We start from the raw sequence: 13496 nt of genomic DNA on the forward strand, positions 1-13496 counted from the left end.
CTGAACTGCGCAGAACCCTTGTAGGAGCGAAGCTTGCTCGCGAATGCGCTGGCACATTCACTGTTGATGCAAGCTGAACCAGCGCTTTCGCGAGCAAGCTCTGCTCCTACGGGTGTTGCAATTACTCGGCTTTGCAGCCGCGGCCGATCAGGTCATTGGTGGCGACCCAGTACACTAGGCCTTCCTCTCCCTTGACGTGAAACGCCAGCATGCCGTCGCTGTACAGCGTGCCCGAGGCGCCCGGCTCTTCTTTCAGGCGATAGACCTGATCGCCGCCACCCAGTCGAACGTCGACTTCCTTCTGGCCGGCGTCGGCGTAACGCCACAGCACTTTGGCCTGGCTGTCGCAGGTCCAGGTCGTCCAGTTATCCGCCGGGGCAGACGACTGGAACAGGTTCAACTGCGCGCAACCGCCCAACAATGCCAACGCCGCAATGGCGATCAAGCCTTTCATCCGTGTTCCTCGACTGACGGCGCACGCCGCCAGCCCTGAGTTAAAGAGTCAGACCCGTCAAGGACAACCATGTTCCTTGGCCGGGGTTTGCGTCTCGTATTTGTCCAGACCGTCCGGCCCCGAGCGCTTGTTCAGCACCGGGTTGGTTTCGGCCTGCCAGTCGGCCTGATAACAGCCCTTCTGCGACTCGCTCGGTGCCGGCGTCGCTTCGGCCTTCGGGTTACTCCCGCAGGCCGCCAGCGTACCGGTCAGCAACAACAGCGCTAACGACTTGACCATGTAAACACTCCTTTGCCTGGCCAAACGGGCGGCCTCAGGCCTTGGCCCGGCTTTCCAGGACTTCAACGGCTGGCAGCACTTTGCCCTCGACGAATTCGAGGAACGCGCCACCACCGGTGGAAATGTAGGAGATTTGCTCAGCCACGCCATATTTATCGATGGCGGCCAGGGTGTCGCCACCGCCAGCGATAGAGAACGCCGAGCTTTCCGCGATGGCTTGGGCCAGCACTTTGGTACCGTTGCCGAACTGGTCGAATTCAAACACACCGACCGGGCCGTTCCACAGAATGGTTTTCGACGATTTCAGCAGTTCAGCGAAGTTGGCTGCGGTTTGCGGGCCGATGTCCAGAATCATGTCGTCAGCAGCGACGTCAGCGATCAGCTTGACGGTAGCTTCAGCGGTTTCAGCGAATTCTTTGGCAACCACTACGTCAACCGGCAGCGGCACACTGACTTTGGCAGCGATGGCGCGTGCGGTGTCGAGCAGATCCGGTTCGTACAGCGATTTGCCAACCGGGTGACCGGCCGCAGCGAGGAAGGTGTTGGCGATGCCACCGCCGACGATCAGTTGATTGCAGATCTGGCTCAGGCTGTTCAGCACGTCAAGTTTGGTCGACACCTTGGAGCCGGCAACGATGGCCGCCATCGGCTGAGCCGGCGCGCCCAGCGCTTTGCCCAGTGCGTCCAGCTCAGCGGCCAGCAGTGGACCAGCGGCGGCGACTTTGGCGAACTTGGCCACGCCGTGGGTCGAACCTTCGGCGCGGTGAGCGGTGCCGAAAGCGTCCATCACGAACACGTCGCACAGGGCGGCGTATTGCTGGGCCAGTTCGTCAGCGTTCTTTTTCTCGCCTTTGTTGAAGCGCACGTTTTCGAACAGCACGATGTCGCCAGCCTTGACGTCAACGCCGCCCAGGTAATCAGCCACCAGCGGCACTTCACGGCCCAGCGCTTTGCTCAAGTAGTCAGCGACAGGCTTGAGGCTGTTCTCGGCGGAGAACTCGCCTTCGGTCGGACGGCCAAGGTGCGAGCAGACCATCACGGCCGCGCCTTTTTCCAGGGCCAGCTTGATGGTCGGCAGCGAAGCCAGGATACGCGCGTCGCTGGTGACAACACCGTCCTTGACTGGGACGTTGAGGTCTTCGCGGATCAATACGCGCTTACCTTGCAGATCGAGGTCGGACATCTTCAACACGGTCATGGGTCGCACTTCCTACGGTTTTTTTGAAGTTGCTGTTTGCAGATAGTGTTCTGCAACGTCCAGCATTCGGTTGGCAAAACCCCATTCGTTGTCGAACCAGGCCAGGATGTTCACCAGCTTGGGGCCGGAAACACGGGTCTGACTGGCATCGACGATGGCCGAATGTGGGTCATGGTTGAAATCACAGCTGGCGTGCGGCAACTCGGTATACGCCAGCAGGCCTTTGAGCGGGCCAGTGGTGGCGGCCTCGCGCAGGATCCGGTTGACCTCATTGGCGTCGGTCGCGGTGGCGGTCTGCATCGTGATGTCGAGGCAGGACACGTTGACCGTCGGCACGCGTACGGCTTTGGCTTGAATTCGCCCGGCAAGTTCCGGCAGCAGACGCTCGATCCCGCGAGCCAGACCAGTGGACACCGGGATCACCGACTGGAACGCCGAACGCGTGCGGCGCAGGTCTTCGTGGTGATAAGCGTCGATCACTGGCTGATCGTTCATCGCCGAGTGAATGGTGGTGATCGACACGTAATCAAGGCCGATGGCCTTGTCGAGCAAACGCAACAGCGGCACACCGCAGTTGGTGGTGCAGGAGGCATTGGAGACCAGCAGTTCGTCGCCAGTCAGGCAATCCTGATTGACGCCGTAAACGATGGTGGCGTCGACATCCGCCTCGCTGGCCATCGGCTGCGAGAACAATACGCGCGGCGCGCCGGCATTGAGAAAGCGCTGGCCGTCTTCACGGGTGTTGTAGGCACCGGAGCATTCCAGCACCAGATCGACGCCCAGCGACGCCCAATCGATGCCTTCGGGGGTGGCACTGCGCAGGACCTTCACGCAGTCGCCATTAATATGCAGACAATCGCCGTCTACTCGCACTTCGCCCGGAAAACGGCCGTGGGTGGAGTCGAAGCGTGTCAGGTATTCGATGCTGGCCATGTCGGCCAGGTCGTTGATCGCGACAATTTCAAACCCGGCTTTCTCGCCTCGCTCAAACAACGCACGCAAGACGCAACGACCAATCCGGCCGTAGCCGTTGAGTGCAACTTTGTAAGGACGCGGTTGAGGCATGGGGTTCTCGATAGTATTCGCTACAACACAACCCCATGTAGGAGCTGCCGGAGGCTGCGATCTTTTGATCCTGTTTTTTAAGATCAAGATCAAAAGATCGCAGCCTTCGGCAGCTCCTACAGGGGAATGCGGTGGCTGGGGCCACCGCATTCGTACTGCTTAGTCTTCCAGCAGTTCTTCAGCCTGACCCAGGATGTTTTCCAGGGTGAAGCCGAACTCTTCGAACAGTGCCGAAGCCGGAGCCGATTCGCCGTAAGTGGTCATGCCGATCACGCGACCTTCCAGACCCACGTACTTGAACCAGAAGTCGGCGTGTGCCGCTTCGATGGCGATACGTGCGCTGACTTGCAACGGCAGAACGGCTTGCTTGTAGCCCGCGTCCTGAGCATCGAACACGCTGGTGCAAGGCATCGAAACCACGCGCACCTTGCGGCCCTGCTCGGTCAGCTTGTCGTAAGCCTGAACCGCCAGACCCACTTCCGAACCGGTCGAAATCAGGATCAGCTCAGGCTCGCCTGCGCAGTCCTTCAGTACATAACCGCCACGGCTGATGTCGGCGATCTGGCCGGCATCGCGTTCCTGGTGTTGCAGGTTCTGACGCGAGAAGATCAGCGCCGATGGGCCGTCCTTGCGCTCCAGAGCGTTTTTCCAGGCCACGGCCGATTCAACGGCATCGGCTGGACGCCAGGTGTCGAGGTTCGGTGTGGTACGCAGGCTGGTCAGTTGCTCGATCGGCTGGTGCGTCGGGCCGTCTTCGCCCAGACCGATGGAGTCGTGGGTGTAGACGTGGATCACTTGCTTCTTCATCAGCGCCGACATGCGCACGGCGTTGCGGGCGTATTCCATGAACATCAGGAAGGTCGCGCCGTAAGGCACCAGGCCGCCGTGCAGGGTCACGCCGTTCATGATTGCGGTCATGCCGAATTCGCGCACGCCGTAGTACATGTAGTTGCCGCTGGCGTCTTCAGCGCTGACGCCTTTGCAACCTTTCCACAGGGTCAGGTTGGAACCGGCGAGGTCAGCGGAGCCGCCAAGCAGTTCCGGCAGCAGCGGGCCGAAGGCGTTCAGGGTGTTCTGGCTGGCTTTACGGCTGGCGATGGTTTCGCCTTTGGCCGCAACTTCAGCGATGTAAGCCGAAGCTTTTTCGGAGAAGTCAGCCGGCAGTTCACCGCTCAAGCGGCGGATCAGTTCGTTGGCTTCGGTCGGGAACGCAGCGGAGTAAGCAGCGAAACGCTGATCCCACTCGGCTTCGGCCGCGCGACCTTTTTCCTTGGCATCCCACTCGGCATAGATGTCGGCCGGGATTTCGAACGGGCCGTAGTTCCAGTTCAGTGCCTTGCGGGTCAGAGCGATTTCCGCATCACCCAGTGGGGCGCCGTGGCAGTCTTCTTTGCCCTGCTTGTTCGGCGAACCGAAACCGATGGTGGTCTTGCAGCAGATCAGCGTCGGCAGCGGGCTCTTGCGCGCGGTCTCGATGGCGGTCTTGATCTCTTCCGGGTCGTGACCGTCAACGTTGCGGATCACTTGCCAGTTGTAGGCTTCGAAACGCTTCGGGGTGTCATCGGTGAACCAGCCTTCGACTTCGCCGTCGATGGAGATGCCGTTGTCATCGTAGAAGGCGATCAGCTTGCCCAGACCCAAGGTACCGGCCAGGGAAGCGACTTCGTGGGAAATGCCTTCCATCATGCAGCCATCACCGAGGAATACGTAGGTGTGGTGGTCAACGATGTTGTGGTTCGGGCGGTTGAACTGCGCTGCCAGAACTTTTTCTGCCAGAGCGAAACCGACGGCGTTAGCCAGCCCCTGACCCAGCGGGCCGGTGGTGGTTTCAACGCCCGGGGTGTAACCGAATTCCGGGTGGCCAGGGGTGCGGCTGTGCAATTGACGGAACTGCTTGAGGTCGTCGATCGACAGGTCGTAACCGGTCAGGTGCAGCAGCGAGTAGATCAACATCGAGCCGTGGCCGTTGGACAGCACGAAGCGGTCACGGTCGGCGAACGATGGATTGCTCGGGTTGTGCTTGAGGTAGTCGCGCCAAAGCACTTCGGCGATATCTGCCATACCCATAGGGGCACCGGGATGGCCGCTGTTGGCTTTTTGCACGGCATCCATGCTGAGGGCACGAATGGCGTTGGCACGCTCACGACGGCTAGGCATCGCTGATCTCCTGGGTTCTGGTAAGTCGAAACGGAAAAAAGGAGGGCATTTTCCCTCACCGGAGCGCCTCGGGGCAATGACAGATAGTCATCGAGGGGCGTTTTTCCAATGGATAGCGGCGCTTTCTGTTGGTGAAACCTTTCCGCTACTCGTTTGTAGAGTTAACCGTCTCGTGAGAAGTGCCATTTATCGAGCAATATCAAAACTTTTTGATATTGACCTTGCGATGAATTCCCCCCGTCACTAGACTGCGGCCCTATGAATTTACGCGTGCCTTCCATTCGCCATGACGATTGCGACGAGCTGGCGGCCCTGTGCAAGGCCGGCGGCGATCCGCTGCGGCTGAATGTATTGCGCGCGCTAGCCAACGATTCGTTCGGCGTATTGGAGCTGGCGCAGATTTTCGGCATCGGTCAATCCGGCATGAGTCATCACCTTAAAGTGTTGGCGCAGGCCGACTTGGTGGCGACACGCCGAGAAGGCAACGCGATTTTCTATCGCCGCGCCCTGCCCCACACCGAACTGTTGGGCGGCAAGTTGCACGCAGCATTGTTAGAAGAAGTCGACAACCTGACGCTGCCTGACGATGTGCAGACGCGCATTGAACAGGTGCACGGCCAACGTGCGGCGGCCAGTCAGGACTTTTTCGCCCGGGTCGCGGAGAAATTTCGCGCCCAGCAAGATTTGATCGCAGGCCTGCCGCAGTACCGCGACAGCGTGCTGGCCCTGCTCGACAAACTGAACTTCAATGGTGCGGCCACGGCCATTGAAGTCGGCCCCGGCGATGGTGCTTTTCTGCCGGAACTGGCGCGTCGCTTCCACGCCGTCACCGCGCTGGACAACAGCCCGGCGATGCTCGAACTGGCGCGTCAGGTTTGCGAACGTGAACAGCTGGCTAACGTCAGCCTGCAATTGGCCGATGCATTGAACGGCACAAGCCTTCAGGCCGATTGCGTTGTACTGAATATGGTGTTGCACCATTTCGCCGCGCCGGCCGATGCGCTCAAGCACATGGCCGACCTGCTGCAACCGGGCGGTAGCCTGCTCGTGACAGAGTTATGTAGCCACAACCAGAGTTGGGCCAGGGAGGCCTGCGGTGATCTGTGGTTGGGGTTTGAACAGGACGATTTGGCCCGTTGGGCCACCGCTGCGGGACTCGTTCCCGGGGAAAGCCTCTATGTAGGCTTACGTAATGGTTTCCAGATCCAGGTTCGCCATTTTCAGCGACCGACTGGCGACACTCACCATCGGTAAATTCAGGAAAACATCGAGATGAGCGAATACTCCCTCTTCACCTCCGAGTCCGTGTCCGAAGGGCATCCGGACAAAATCGCCGACCAGATTTCCGATGCGGTGCTGGACGCCATCATTACCCAGGACAAACACGCACGCGTTGCCGTGGAAACTCTGGTCAAGACTGGCGTGGCCATCGTTGCCGGTGAAGTCACCACCAGCGCCTGGGTCGATCTGGAAGAGATCGTGCGTAACGTGATTCTCGACATCGGCTACAACAGCTCCGACGTCGGCTTCGACGGCGCGACCTGCGGCGTGATGAACATCATCGGCAAGCAGTCCCCAGACATCAACCAGGGTGTTGACCGTGCCAAGCCTGAAGATCAGGGCGCCGGCGACCAGGGCCTGATGTTCGGCTACGCCAGCAACGAAACCGACGTGCTGATGCCTGCACCGATCACCTTCTCGCACCAGTTGGTGCAGCGCCAGGCTGAAGCCCGTAAATCGGGTCTGCTGCCTTGGCTGCGTCCAGACGCCAAGTCGCAAGTGACTTGCCGTTACGAAGGCGGCAAGGTTGTCGGCATCGACGCGGTTGTTCTGTCGACCCAGCACAACCCTGAAGTGTCGTACAAAGACCTGCGCGAAGGCGTGATGGAGCTGATCGTCAAGCACGTACTGCCTGCCGAACTGCTGAGCAAAGACACCCAGTTCCACATCAACCCGACCGGCCAGTTCATCATTGGCGGCCCGGTAGGTGACTGCGGTCTGACCGGTCGCAAGATCATCGTCGACAGCTACGGCGGCATGGCCCGTCACGGCGGCGGCGCGTTCTCCGGTAAAGATCCATCGAAGGTTGACCGTTCGGCTGCCTACGCTGGCCGTTACGTTGCCAAGAACATCGTCGCGGCCGGCCTGGCCGAGCGTTGCGAGATTCAGGTGTCCTACGCGATCGGCGTGGCTCAGCCTACTTCGATCTCGCTGAACACCTTCGGCACCGGCAAGATCAGCGATGACAAGATCGTCAAACTGGTCCGTGAAGTGTTCGACCTGCGTCCATACGCAATCACCACCATGCTCGACCTGCTGCACCCGATGTACCAGGAAACTGCAGCGTACGGCCACTTCGGTCGCACGCCAGAGACCAAGACTGTTGGCGAAGACACCTTCACCACGTTCACCTGGGAAAAAACCGACCGCGCCGACGCCCTGCGCGCTGCTGCTGGTCTGTAATATTTCCCCGGCAGTACCCAAAAGCCCCGCACGGTTCGCGCCGTGCGGGGCTTTTTTATGCCTTGAAGATCAAAAGATCGCAGCCTCCGGCAGCTCCTACCCTGATCAATGTAGGAGCTGCCGAAGGCTGCGATCTTTTGATCTTCCGACGTTGAAACAACCCGATAAACACCCGTCCGACCTCGCTCAAAATCCTGACTAACCTTCAAAAACCCCCATGAGCAAGGACGCTCACGATGCATTGGTTTTTGTTTGTTTTGCTGCACCTCCTAAGCCTGACTGGCTACGCCTCTCAATGCCCGGACTGGGCGCCCCCTCAAGCCCAGCGCGAAATCACCGTCCTGCAAAACCAGATCAACCAATGGGACGACGCCTACCACCGCGAAGGCCGCTCACTGATTGCCGATGAACTCTACGACCAATCCCTTGCGCAACTGAACGAATGGCGAGCGTGTTTCAAACTGTCCTCGCCAACCGATCCTTTGCGTACAGCTTCAGGCTCAATCGCGCACCCCATCGCCCACACCGGTCTGGATAAAATCCACAAAGCCGAGGCCGTAGAAACCTGGCTACGCGAGCGCAAGGATGTCTGGATACAACCTAAAGTCGATGGCGTCGCGGTGACGCTGATTTATCGCGAGGGCGTTTTGCAGCAGGCAATCAGTCGCGGGGATGGGGTTAGTGGTCAGGACTGGACGACGTCGGCGCGCAACATCAAAGCCATCCCGCAACGCCTCACACAACCGTTGGATCTGCTCGTGCAGGGCGAACTCTACTGGCAGCTGAACGAGCACGTGCAAGCCCAATCCGGGAGTGTTAACGCTCGCGCCACCGTCGCCGGCCTGATGGGACGCAAAAATCTGGAGGCCGAACAAGCCGCCGGAATTGGACTGTTTGTCTGGGACTGGCCTCAGGGCCCAGCGCAATTGCCCGAGCGAATCGCCGCGCTGACAAAACTGGGTTTCGCCACAGTTGAACCCTACAGCCATCCCGTCACCGACTTTGCTGCCGCACAGAAATGGCGCGATCACTGGTATCGCTCGCCCCTGCCCTTCGCCACGGACGGCGTGGTGTTGCGTCAGAGTCAGCGTCCACCTGCCGAGCGCTGGCAGGCTCGCGCGCCTTATTGGGCAATTGCCTGGAAATATCCGTTTGCCCAGGCGTTGGCTGAAGTACGCAGGGTCAACTTCAAAGTCGGTCGAACCGGGCGCATCACGCCAGTACTCGAACTCAAATCCGTCACGCTCGATGACCGTGAGATCAAACGGGTCAGCGCCGGCTCCTTCAAACGCTGGCAAGAGCTGGATATTCGCCCCGGTGATCAAGTGGCAATCAGCCTCGCCGGCCTGACCATTCCACGGCTCGACAGTGTGGTGCTGCGCGCCACCGCACGCACAGACCTCAACATCCCCCGCGCCGACGACTTTCACACCCTGAGTTGCTGGCAACCCACGCCTGGCTGCGAAAGCCAGTTTCTCGCCCGTTTGACCTGGCTCAGTGGCAAGCAAGGCCTGGCCCTGCAACATGTCGGTCGTGGCACCTGGGAGAAACTTTTGGAAACAGGCCGTCTGAACAACCTGCTGGATTGGCTGACCCTCGATGCCCGAGAGCTTGCTAACATTGCCGGCTTCGGCGAACGCAGCAGCGTGCGCCTGATGCACAGTTTCCACAGCGCCCGACAACAGCCGTTTGCACGATGGCTCAAAGCATTGGGCTTGCCGCCGACCGGTCAGGCACAACTGGCTGACTCATGGCAGGCGCTGGCACAACGTGATACCGAACAATGGCAAGCAGAAGCCGGTATCGGCCCCGGTCGCGCGGCGCAATTGAGCGCATTCTTTCGCGACCCGCAGGTGCTAGCCTTGAGCGAAACCTTACAGGCCGCCGGAATCGACGGTTTCTGAATACGCAATCCCGGCCCGCCGGGAACCCAACGGTCGCCGAGGCGCTCCAACAGCGCAGTGCCTACCCGACCCGAACGCCTTTGCACATGGAGCTTTTATGAAATTTCTCGCACCGCTGGCCATGCTGACCTTCTGCGGCATGCTTGCCGCCCCTGTCATGGCCGACGAAGACGCCCCGGGCCTGACTGGCTGCGCGGCCAAGAAGCAGGGCATCATCAACCAGATCGAACAGGCCAAATCGCGCGGCAATGCCGATCAGCAGGCTGGCCTGGAAAAAGCCCTGAGCGAAGTGACCGAACACTGCACCGACGCCGGCCTGAAGAAAGAGCGCGAAAACAAAGTGCTTGAGGCCAAACACGAAGTGAGCCAGCGCCAGGCGGATCTGGACAAGGCGATGAAGAAAGGCGATCCGGAAAAGATCAACAAACGCAAAGACAAACTCGCCGAGTCACGTAAAGAACTGCAGGACGCACTGGACGAAATCGACAAGTAATTGATGCCCTTGTGGCGAGGGGATTTATCCCCGATGGGCTGCGAAGCGGCCCCAAGTCCATTCAGCTCAGCTGTAACAGGCATACCTGGTTGAATGGATTTGCGACAGCTACGCCGCCGATCGGGGATAAATCCCCTCGCCACAGGGTTACTCAGCAGTCTTGAAGATCAATGATCGCGAAACTGTTTATGGCAAGCGCTGCAGGCATCTTCGACTTTCTGCACCGCAGGCCCGAGGTTGCTGGCCTTGTACGGCTGAATCTGGCTGGCGATCACCAATTCACCGGTGGCTGTTTCCAGCTGGCGGGCCATGTCCTGAAACTGTGCCTGTTTCTGCCAGACATCGTCCTTGGCGCTGGTGTGATCTTCTTCGCGAACCTGCGGGAAGTGCTTCCACGGTTCATGGGACAACGCGTCGAGTTTCACCGCACCTTCGGCGAACTTCGGCCCGTCGAACGGAATGCGTCCGCGCAACATGCCACCGAGGTCTTCGCCGGTTTTGAGCATCTGTTTGAAGATTGCCTTGCGCTGACCCAGTGGAGAGTTCGGATCGACACCGCCGCAGGCGGACAAGGTCAGACAGGCCAGCAATACAACAGCAATTCTTTTAAGAGTCATGGTGGCTTCAGGTCACGGAATCGGCGGCCAGTATCCCCGCGTCACCGACAAACACCAATAGCCCTATTAAAATTAAGGGTTGTCTGAACGCATGGAGCATTCGGGCAACCGGCACAGGAATTACTCCATGAACAGCCGTTCCCCGGCCTGGCGTCACCCGCTGATCCCGACCCTTGCGCTGCTGGCAATGCTTGCCGGCTGCACCGGTGGCGACAACGCCAAGCCGAAAACCCACGCCCTGGCCACTTACTCCAGCGCTAGCTGGGAAGCACTGCCGGCGGTGTCCGACAGCGATCTGGTCGCCGGTTTCGGTTCGTGGCGCAGCGCCTGCACACGACTCAAGGCTGATGCGGTATGGGGCACCACCTGCGCAGCCGCCGCCAATGTGCCGCAGAGCGCCAACGAGATTCGCGCGTTCCTCAAACAGAATCTCGACGTTTACGGCCTGCGCGCCGAAAACGACAACCCCAACGGCTTGATTACCGGCTATTACGAGCCGGTCTACCCCGGCAGCCTGACCCCCACTACGGTGGCCAATGTGCCGGTGTATGGCGTGCCCGAAGACATGATCATTGTCTCGCTCGACAGCATCTATCCGGAACTGAAAGGCAAGCGCCTGCGCGGACGTCTTGAAGGCCGCGTGCTCAAGCCTTACGACGATGCCGCGACCATTGAATCGAAAGGCATCAAAGCCCCCGTGGTTGCCTACCTGACCGATCCGATGAACCTGCAATTTCTGCAGATCCAGGGTTCCGGGCGGATTCAGACCGAGGACGGCAAACAGCTGCGCATCGCCTACGCCGATCAGAACGGCCATCCGTACCGGCCGATCGGCCGCTGGCTGGTCGAGCAAGGCGAGTTGAAGAAAGAAGACGTGACCATGAGCGCGATCAGCAACTGGGCCAAGGCCAACCCGGCGCGCATCCCGGAGCTGCTCGGCAGCAACCCCAGTTATGTGTTCTTCACCCGCAACCCGGACAGCAACGAAGGCCCGCGCGGTTCGCTGAACGTGCCGCTGACTGCCGGCTACAGCGCAGCAGTGGATCGCAAGGTGATTCCGTTGGGCAGTCTGTTGTGGCTGTCGACCACACGCCCGGATGGTACGGCACTGGTGCGCCCGGTGGCGGCGCAGGATACCGGCGGCGCGATTGCCGGCGAAGTGCGTGCGGATCTGTTCTGGGGCACGGGTGACGCGGCCGGGCAACTGGCCGGGGACATGAAACAGCAAGGGCAGATCTGGATGCTCTGGCCAAAAGGCGCGGCGCTGCCGCAAGTGCCGCAGGTGGCTGATACACCCAAGGACAAATCCTGAGATGTTTGTTGCCTGATCAATCGCCATCGCGGGCAAGCCCGCTCCCACAGTAATTGATGGTGACCACACATTTTGTGTACACCAAAAAAACCTGTGGGAGCGGGCTTGCCCGCGATGAGGCCATCAGCAACACTGATAATCAAACAGACACAAAGAAGAACGAAGCAATCAACCCCATCCCCACAAACCACACCAGCGAACGCAGGATCGCCCAGTCCGCCAGGTAGCAAATGATGTACAGCAGGCGACTGGTGATAAACAGCACCGCCAGTACATTCACCGTCACCAGCTCCGCCGTGCCCACCAGGTGCGCGACAATTACCGCCGCACCAAACGCCGGCGTCACTTCAAAGCTGTTCATCTGCGCCGCATGCGCGCGCCTTGCGACACCGTTGAGGCTTTCGAGAAAGTCGCGCGGATCATGGTTGTCACTCAGGCGGTAGCCGCCCACGGCCTTGGCCACCCCTGTGCAGATATACGGCAGGAAAATCGCGATCAACACACACCACAGAGCCACCGTCATAACGCCGTCCTTCTTTCGAGTTTTAGAATTCGCGAGCGGTCAGAACTTCATCACCAGCATGCCGATCAGCACCAACCCACAGGCTAAGAGCCGTGGCCGGCCAAAAGGTTCTTTGAGGTAGCGCATGCCGAACAGCACCACCAGGATCACGCTGATCTCGCGCAACGCTGCCGCCTCCGCAATCGAGCCCAACTGCATCGCCCATAGCACCAGAGCGTAGCTGGCCAATACGCAGAAGCCCACCGCCAAGCCCAGCTTCCATTGCTCACGCCAGAACTGCATGAACGCCGGACGCTTGGCGACCCATGCCAGCAGCGGAAACGGCCAGGCACTGAGCAACGTGACCCAGACCAGATAATCCAGCGGATGCGACCAGCGCCGCAGCGCCTGGCCATCGATGTAGGTGTAGCAACCGATGCACAGGCCGATCAGCGCCACCACCGGCAGCATCGACCACGGCAAGTGTTTGCCACCGCCGCCCTGCCACAGCAGGCACGCCATGCCGAACGGGATCAGCATGATCCCGAAGATCTGCTGCGTGGTGAGCACTTCACCGGCGAAGATCAAGGTCAGCGCCAGCACCACCAGCGGCGACAGCCCACGCATCAGTGGATAAACCAGCCCCAGATCGCCGACCCGATAGGCCTGGATCAGCAGATAGCGGTAGAGCAATTCAAACGCCGCTGAAGCCAGAATCCATGGCCAGATTTCCATCGGCGGCAAGCTCACAAATGGAAACGCAATGGCCACAACCAGCAGCGCCACGGTGTCCATGCACGCCACCACCAAAAGCCGTTCGGCACTGAACTTGATCAACGTATTCCACGTCGCATGCAACAGCGCCGCCATCAATACCAAACCCGTCGCCAGCACCCTTCACCCCTTATTTTTATGAGTCCCCGTGTAGGAGCTGCCGGAGGCAGCGATCTTTTGATTCTGATTTTCAACAACAAGATCAAAAGATCGCAGCCTTCGGCAGCTCCTACAGTGAAAATCGATAATTCGAATAGTCAGATTATTGATTCGCGATG

Annotated in this window: 13 protein-coding genes; 5 read left to right on the forward strand and 8 right to left on the reverse strand. The window is 59.7% G+C overall.

Annotation, left to right across the window (positions count from 1 at the left end; all coding sequences use genetic code 11):
- Positions 1 to 121: 121 nt before the first annotated feature.
- From EJA70_RS21960 to tkt, 5 genes are all read right to left on the reverse strand, one after another.
- Positions 122 to 454 (reverse strand): MliC family protein, encoded by a 333-nt coding sequence (locus EJA70_RS21960; protein WP_008081029.1) that lies wholly within the window; start codon positions 452 to 454, stop codon positions 122 to 124.
- Between the two features lie 57 nt (positions 455 to 511).
- Positions 512 to 733: a hypothetical protein gene (locus tag EJA70_RS21965; protein ID WP_007913756.1), complete on the reverse strand. Its 222-nt coding sequence runs from the start codon at positions 731 to 733 to the stop codon at positions 512 to 514.
- 34 nt (positions 734 to 767) lie between these two features.
- Positions 768 to 1931 (reverse strand): phosphoglycerate kinase, encoded by a 1164-nt coding sequence (locus tag EJA70_RS21970; RefSeq protein ID WP_008081033.1) that lies wholly within the window; start codon positions 1929 to 1931, stop codon positions 768 to 770.
- A gap of 12 nt (positions 1932 to 1943) precedes the next feature.
- A complete protein-coding gene (gene epd / locus EJA70_RS21975) occupies positions 1944 to 2996 on the reverse strand; it encodes an erythrose-4-phosphate dehydrogenase (RefSeq protein ID WP_158833476.1) in 1053 nt (350 codons plus the stop codon).
- Between the two features lie 159 nt (positions 2997 to 3155).
- Positions 3156 to 5153 carry a transketolase gene (tkt, locus tag EJA70_RS21980; RefSeq protein WP_158833478.1) on the reverse strand — a complete coding sequence of 666 codons (1998 nt, stop codon included), beginning with the start codon at positions 5151 to 5153 and terminating at the stop codon, positions 3156 to 3158.
- A 258-nt stretch (positions 5154 to 5411) separates the two neighbouring features.
- Here tkt and EJA70_RS21985 point away from each other — a divergent pair, with 258 nt between their 5' ends.
- The 4 genes from EJA70_RS21985 to EJA70_RS22000 all read left to right on the forward strand — a co-directional run bounded on the left by EJA70_RS21985 (position 5412) and on the right by EJA70_RS22000 (position 10013).
- The gene (locus tag EJA70_RS21985) at positions 5412 to 6407 is read left to right on the forward strand and encodes a metalloregulator ArsR/SmtB family transcription factor (RefSeq protein ID WP_158833480.1); all 996 of its coding nucleotides are present in this window, start codon (positions 5412 to 5414) and stop codon (positions 6405 to 6407) included.
- Between the two features lie 18 nt (positions 6408 to 6425).
- Positions 6426 to 7616 carry a methionine adenosyltransferase gene (metK, locus tag EJA70_RS21990; protein WP_008081040.1) on the forward strand — a complete coding sequence of 397 codons (1191 nt, stop codon included), beginning with the start codon at positions 6426 to 6428 and terminating at the stop codon, positions 7614 to 7616.
- Between the two features lie 236 nt (positions 7617 to 7852).
- Positions 7853 to 9520, forward strand: coding sequence for an NAD-dependent DNA ligase LigB (gene ligB, locus EJA70_RS21995; RefSeq protein ID WP_158833482.1), 1668 nt, complete (start codon positions 7853 to 7855; stop codon positions 9518 to 9520).
- Positions 9521 to 9617: 97 nt separating this feature from the next.
- Positions 9618 to 10013, forward strand: a complete 396-nt coding sequence (locus EJA70_RS22000) for a DUF1090 domain-containing protein (protein ID WP_158833484.1) — start codon at positions 9618 to 9620, stop codon at positions 10011 to 10013.
- 167 nt (positions 10014 to 10180) lie between these two features.
- Here the strand turns inward: EJA70_RS22000 and EJA70_RS22005 are convergent, their stop codons facing one another.
- Positions 10181 to 10630 carry a cytochrome c gene (locus EJA70_RS22005; protein ID WP_158833486.1) on the reverse strand — a complete coding sequence of 150 codons (450 nt, stop codon included), beginning with the start codon at positions 10628 to 10630 and terminating at the stop codon, positions 10181 to 10183.
- 127 nt (positions 10631 to 10757) lie between these two features.
- Here EJA70_RS22005 and EJA70_RS22010 point away from each other — a divergent pair, with 127 nt between their 5' ends.
- A complete protein-coding gene (locus EJA70_RS22010) occupies positions 10758 to 11942 on the forward strand; it encodes a murein transglycosylase A (RefSeq protein ID WP_158833488.1) in 1185 nt (394 codons plus the stop codon).
- A gap of 139 nt (positions 11943 to 12081) precedes the next feature.
- On the opposite strand, the gene EJA70_RS22015 is transcribed toward EJA70_RS22010, so the two are convergent.
- Both EJA70_RS22015 and EJA70_RS22020 read right to left on the reverse strand, forming a co-directional pair.
- Positions 12082 to 12465: an MAPEG family protein gene (locus tag EJA70_RS22015; RefSeq protein WP_158833490.1), complete on the reverse strand. Its 384-nt coding sequence runs from the start codon at positions 12463 to 12465 to the stop codon at positions 12082 to 12084.
- 39 nt (positions 12466 to 12504) lie between these two features.
- Positions 12505 to 13338, reverse strand: coding sequence for an EamA family transporter (locus EJA70_RS22020; RefSeq protein WP_158833492.1), 834 nt, complete (start codon positions 13336 to 13338; stop codon positions 12505 to 12507).
- Between the last annotated feature and the right edge of the window lie 158 nt (positions 13339 to 13496).

The organism is Pseudomonas sp. PB103, assembly GCF_009764635.1.
Classification (GTDB): Bacteria; Pseudomonadota; Gammaproteobacteria; order Pseudomonadales; family Pseudomonadaceae; genus Aquipseudomonas.

Bases quoted from the DNA above. Each gene is read 5' to 3' on its own strand.
- EJA70_RS21960 (WP_008081029.1), bottom strand. From the start codon at position 454: ATGAAAGGCTTGATCGCCATTGCGGCGTTGGCATTGTTGGGCGGTTGC.
- EJA70_RS21965 (WP_007913756.1), bottom strand. From the start codon at position 733: ATGGTCAAGTCGTTAGCGCTGTTGTTGCTGACCGGTACGCTGGCGGCC.
- EJA70_RS21970 (WP_008081033.1), bottom strand. From the start codon at position 1,931: ATGACCGTGTTGAAGATGTCCGACCTCGATCTGCAAGGTAAGCGCGTA.
- epd (WP_158833476.1), bottom strand. From the start codon at position 2,996: ATGCCTCAACCGCGTCCTTACAAAGTTGCACTCAACGGCTACGGCCGG.
- tkt (WP_158833478.1), bottom strand. From the start codon at position 5,153: ATGCCTAGCCGTCGTGAGCGTGCCAACGCCATTCGTGCCCTCAGCATG.
- EJA70_RS21985 (WP_158833480.1), top strand. From the start codon at position 5,412: ATGAATTTACGCGTGCCTTCCATTCGCCATGACGATTGCGACGAGCTG.
- metK (WP_008081040.1), top strand. From the start codon at position 6,426: ATGAGCGAATACTCCCTCTTCACCTCCGAGTCCGTGTCCGAAGGGCAT.
- ligB (WP_158833482.1), top strand. From the start codon at position 7,853: ATGCATTGGTTTTTGTTTGTTTTGCTGCACCTCCTAAGCCTGACTGGC.
- EJA70_RS22000 (WP_158833484.1), top strand. From the start codon at position 9,618: ATGAAATTTCTCGCACCGCTGGCCATGCTGACCTTCTGCGGCATGCTT.
- EJA70_RS22005 (WP_158833486.1), bottom strand. From the start codon at position 10,630: ATGACTCTTAAAAGAATTGCTGTTGTATTGCTGGCCTGTCTGACCTTG.
- EJA70_RS22010 (WP_158833488.1), top strand. From the start codon at position 10,758: ATGAACAGCCGTTCCCCGGCCTGGCGTCACCCGCTGATCCCGACCCTT.
- EJA70_RS22015 (WP_158833490.1), bottom strand. From the start codon at position 12,465: ATGACGGTGGCTCTGTGGTGTGTGTTGATCGCGATTTTCCTGCCGTAT.